This window comes from Pseudomonas sp. RA_15y_Pfl2_54 (genome assembly GCF_963971015.1).
Lineage (GTDB): Bacteria > Pseudomonadota > Gammaproteobacteria > Pseudomonadales > Pseudomonadaceae > Aquipseudomonas > Aquipseudomonas baetica_A.
On the sequence record NZ_CAXAPN010000076.1, the window covers coordinates 1 to 2879 of the forward strand.

Here is a 2879-nt window from a genome sequence, read left to right on the forward strand (position 1 = left end):
AAGCAGCATCTTAAGTAATGCGGCTCTGCGTTCAGGTGAATAGTACGGCACGACCAGTCTCTTTCCGCCCCCGATATGCTTTTTTTGGAAAAACCGGAGAGGCGACAACTATCCTGACACCGGGGGGCTCAGTGACCACTTTTGGCCACAGGTTTCGGGAACGGCGTTTGGCAACGCTGTAGGTGAGTCCTGCAACTGCCGCTGCAACACCCAACGCTCTAACAAGAACTAGCCTTGCGGGTACTGAAGTTCTCCCACTCAGCTGCACCGCGGAAGCCCAATCAACCTCCGCCACTCTTTGAGCGACTGCAGCTACCGCTGCAGCAACGCCGAATCCCGCTCCAACAGCGACAAGGCCATTTTTGGCCGTTTTTTTGTCGAGAAACGTACTTCCCGTCCAAACCAAATTCCCCCCAGCCACCAACGTCACCAAAACCTTCACCGGCGCCTTACTCAACGCCCCCTTCAAATCAAACACACCACTCAACTCAACCCCAGCCGCCAAATTCACCGGCAACGGCGCCAACTTGGTACTGGCCGGCACCAGATGCATGAAAGGAATCCCCGCCGCCACGCCGCTGGCAAGCGAAGCAACATTCAAATGCGCGGGCGGTGTCTGCCGAGTGCCCATCAAGTCGCTGTACCACTCACCCAATTGACGCGACGTAACAGCCAACGTCTGAATGCGCTGCTCGCTGCGGGCCAATGCAGCCGCCATGTACAGGCGCCCGGCATTGCTCGTGGCATTGTCGGCCTGATGCAGTTGCAGCGCGGCGACGGGCGCGATGGATAAAAACAATGCTTCAAGACTGGCCGCCGGGTTGTGTTGCTTGAGTTTGTCGGCGGCTTTGTTCAGCCCTTCGGCATGGGCAAAGGCTCTGGCCAGTTTGTCGGTGCTTTCTAGAACAGCCGCTTTGTTGTCGCGCGTCAGATCGCTGAAATCCACCATGTACTTGATTTCGCCAATGCTCAGCCGCGACGGTAGCCCGAGTAACGCCCAAAGCAGCCATGGCTTGCCGGCCTTGTCCCCTTCCAGATTGAGGGTGATGGCCGTAGCGCCAATGCTGGTACTGGCCGGCCCGTGGCAGGCTTCGGCGAAATGCAGCTCCAGGGCTTCACGGGCAATTGCCTGGGCAATGTCGAAGTGGCCGCAAGCCGTGTCCATGCTCGACGGGCCGGCCGCTTGCAGGGTGTTGAACCATGCCACCCAGAGTTGAACCAGACGTCGAACGTCAGCGGTATATCGCTCGTTCTGCGCCTCTTGATCCTTCCATGTCCGCTGGAGTTCGTCGTAGCGAGTAATGGACGGCAGTTGCGCATGCAACTGAGGGTCGCTTTCGCTCAGGGACTTGAGAACTCCGGCTATCGCCCATTCTTCGGCGTGATGCTCCTGATAGCTGTCGAACGCGGTTTTGCGCGCACGGATCAACGCAGCGAGGTCGAACAGCACGCCCCACGGATCATCAATGACCGCAAAGGTCTGTGGCGCTGAACGCATGATTGTTGAGGTTGGCGTGTTTTTCCGCGCGGTATTCACGGACGACCTGCTCCGCTTCGTAGTACAGATCGGCCGGAATAAACGCCCGCACCGGGCCGACGATGGCTGCGATACGGGCGCATTGCATGGTTTGGCCAGCGGCTGTCGGTAACCGCCATGGGCGACGGGATCCGCGCCTGCAGTTTTCGACCAGATCACGATAGCCCTGAGCATCCGACCTCAAGCCAACTCGCTTTGAGCCTGCGCGGCCAGTTCAGCCTCGCGTTTGGCGATGGCTGCTTCCAGCTCTGGAGAGCGTTTGGCCCATTGTTCCGGCGGGAGTGGTTTTGACCATTCGATGATGTCGGGATAGGGCAAGTCGGGAGGCGGGTTCAACTTCCAACGCTCTAGCACATCGATCAGCAAAGTGTTGAATATGAATATTCCGCAGAACCCTTCCCAGAGAACGGTTACGAACCAGCCTCTCAACTTCGCTGCTTTGATCAGATCATCCAGATAAGTCGCCCAGATTCCTTTTGACCTGTCGAAACGGGCGGTTTGATCCTCGACAGCCTCTGGCCCGACCTCCATATAACTGCGCATGCATTCCCACAGAGCCATCGCCGTGGTGCCGCCGCCACAGTTGAAGCCCAGCGAAAAATGCTTGTTGTCTTCCGTAGCGTGCGGGTCGGGGTTTTCGAAACCGATGACCAGTAGACCCATTGTGGCTTTGCCGGCCTGACTGACTGATGAATGCTGGGTGGCGGCGGCTGTCACTGTTTCCCAGGGGACAATCCAGTACTCGCCGTTATTGCGGGGGACGCAGACTTCGCGGCGTTGGCGGTTGAAGCGTATGGGTAAAGGAACTTCGCGGAACAGACCCTGAATCAACCAAAAAATAGGGAGAGCCATGATACAAGCTCCCAATATCAACGCGTCAGGGTCATCGAAAACGTATGCCAGCCCCAAAAACAACATCACTCCGGGCCACATCACCATCACTGCCGAGCCGATGCTGTAATTACCGATATCGAGAAACACTTCGTTCTTGCGCCAGATGATGTTGAGCACATCAGAAGGTTTTCTACCGGTGGGAATAGGTAATGGCGCGAGATAGTCATTTCGCGAAAACATCCTTTTTTCCGTTGTGCCTGCCGGTGGCGTACTCATCGCTTGTCCTTGGGTTGCAGGTAAATGGCGCCGGGGTGATCCTCACCGAGCGGGTAATTCGGTACACGATCAAGTTCAGGTGTTGGGTCGGCTCGTAGCGCAATGACGCCCGTGGAGTTATTCAAGGTAAATGCCAAACCACGCTCCCCGCCGATAAAACTCCGTGCGCCGAGTATCCCGGTCAATGGCGTGCGATAACGCAACCTTAGCGACAACGTGCTTGGTGGTGTGC

At 57.1% G+C, this 2879-nt stretch carries 2 protein-coding genes and 1 pseudogene; all 3 read right to left on the minus strand.

All coding sequences use genetic code 11. From position 1 onward, the window contains the following. Positions 1 to 31 precede the first annotated feature (31 nt). Complete coding sequence (locus AACY50_RS28465; RefSeq protein ID WP_339539918.1) at positions 32 to 1711, minus strand: hypothetical protein; 1680 nt, start codon at positions 1709 to 1711, stop codon at positions 32 to 34. 6 nt (positions 1712 to 1717) lie between these two features. Next, the gene (locus AACY50_RS28470) at positions 1718 to 2647 is read right to left on the minus strand and encodes a hypothetical protein (protein ID WP_339539920.1); all 930 of its coding nucleotides are present in this window, start codon (positions 2645 to 2647) and stop codon (positions 1718 to 1720) included. Next, a pseudogene (locus tag AACY50_RS28475) lies at positions 2644 to 2879 on the minus strand (hypothetical protein); the annotation flags it as partial. The gene AACY50_RS28470 and the pseudogene AACY50_RS28475, both read right to left, overlap by 4 nt.

Excerpts from the sequence above, each read along its gene's own strand:
- AACY50_RS28465 (WP_339539918.1), bottom strand. The coding sequence starts at position 1,711 with ATGCTCAGGGCTATCGTGATCTGGTCGAAAACTGCAGGCGCGGATCCC.
- AACY50_RS28470 (WP_339539920.1), bottom strand. The coding sequence starts at position 2,647 with ATGAGTACGCCACCGGCAGGCACAACGGAAAAAAGGATGTTTTCGCGA.